The following is a 1,375-nucleotide window of genomic DNA, read 5'->3' as shown; positions in this document are numbered from 1 at the left end:
CGCTCGGCGTCGGTGAGGAAACACTCGAACACCGACTTCTGGCGTCCGCTGGCGTAGCCCTTGAGGACCTTCAGGGCGTCGCGCAGCCGAGCGTTGTCGGAGACGTCGTAGGCAGCGATGTAGAGCGTGCGGTGCGGCATGCAGACAGGCTAGCGCCGGTCTGCCGGGAGGGCTGGAGCGGCAAGGTTGCCGGCGACCGATTGATCCGTCTGGGGTGAATTAGCGTTGCCAGAATGGGGCTTGTGGCAGCTGCGGAGCCAGGCGCTTAAGGCCGGCACGCGCCGCTTGGGTGTGCAGCAGTGGGATCAGCGCGGCCTCGATCCAGCCGCCAAAGGCCTGCCAATCGGCCTTGGCGATGGGTTGATCACCATGGGCGAGGATCGAGTAGTTGCGCTTCTTCAGATGATCGAGCATATGACTGCCCTCGGTGTCGACGAAGGCTTGCACCTCACCCCCGAGATGATGGGCGGCCAAAGCCCAGGCCATGCGCAGCCCAGCTTGGCGTTTGCCGTCCGGGTTGGCGGCGATGGGCAGGCTGTCGGGGATCTGCTCGGTGCGAAGATCGCTGGTGTCGATGCCTTTGGTCTGCAGCAGCCATTGCGCGGTCCATTCGAGCAGTCGGTAACCGCGTGCGATGGCATCGTCATAGCGCCCTTGAGCGGCACGGCGTTGGGCGTTCAGCCACAGATCCCAGAGCCGGGCCGGGGTGCGCTTGGGGCTGTCCGGCGCGGCATTGAGTTCCTTGAGGGCGGTGAACAGCGGGCCGATGACCGCACCGGCCTCTTGGCCGAGGCGTTGCCGATAGAGCTCCAGTTCCTGCTCGGCGGTGGCATGATCGAACCGATCCCAGGCATCGAACACGCGGCTCAGCCCACGGGCGAGCTGCAGCTCGGCGCGCAGATCGACATCGCGCGGGAGCGGCAACTGACTCAGCCCATCGGCGGCTTCGCCATAGGCATAGCGGTGCCAGGCCTCCAGGAACGGCCGCATCCCCCGACGCAGCCGAATGCCCTCCACCCCCATCACCAAACCGGCCTGACTGCCATCGGTGACCTTGATCAGATCCGCGCGCGGGCCAGTGATGACCTGCAGCGCGATATCCTGAGCCTCCACCGCCACCATCACCAAGGCCGCGGTCATGGTCTTGGTGCCGCCGGTGTAGTCCGCCACGAAGGCCGCCCCCGGGAAGCGCTGACGCAGGTCGGCGAGGGTCTTCGCGATCAGGGTCACGGCCTGATCCAGATCGTCGGAGGGGATCTCCTGGGCGTCAAAGGTCTCCGGCGCGAGGCCGAGCTGAGTCGGGATATTGGGCAGGCGCTCGATCACCTCGGCCCCGCGGCGCACCTCGACCGGCGTGCCCTTGCCGGTGAGGGTG

1 protein-coding gene and 1 pseudogene are annotated in these 1,375 nt (G+C 66.8%); both read right to left on the bottom strand.

What is annotated here, in order from left to right:
• A pseudogene (locus tag VBE63_RS29380) lies at window positions 1-140 on the bottom strand (CRISPR-associated endonuclease Cas2); the annotation flags it as partial.
• 79 nt (window positions 141-219) lie between these two features.
• Window positions 220-1,375 (bottom strand): TIGR02710 family CRISPR-associated CARF protein (locus VBE63_RS29375; RefSeq protein ID WP_323686510.1); only part of this gene is annotated, 1,156 nt, incomplete at its 5' end.

This window comes from Lamprobacter sp. (assembly GCF_034860625.1).
Lineage (GTDB): Bacteria > Pseudomonadota > Gammaproteobacteria > Chromatiales > Chromatiaceae > Lamprobacter.
Note: the sequence above shows the minus strand (reverse complement) of the source record. Positions and strands in the feature narration are given on the sequence as shown.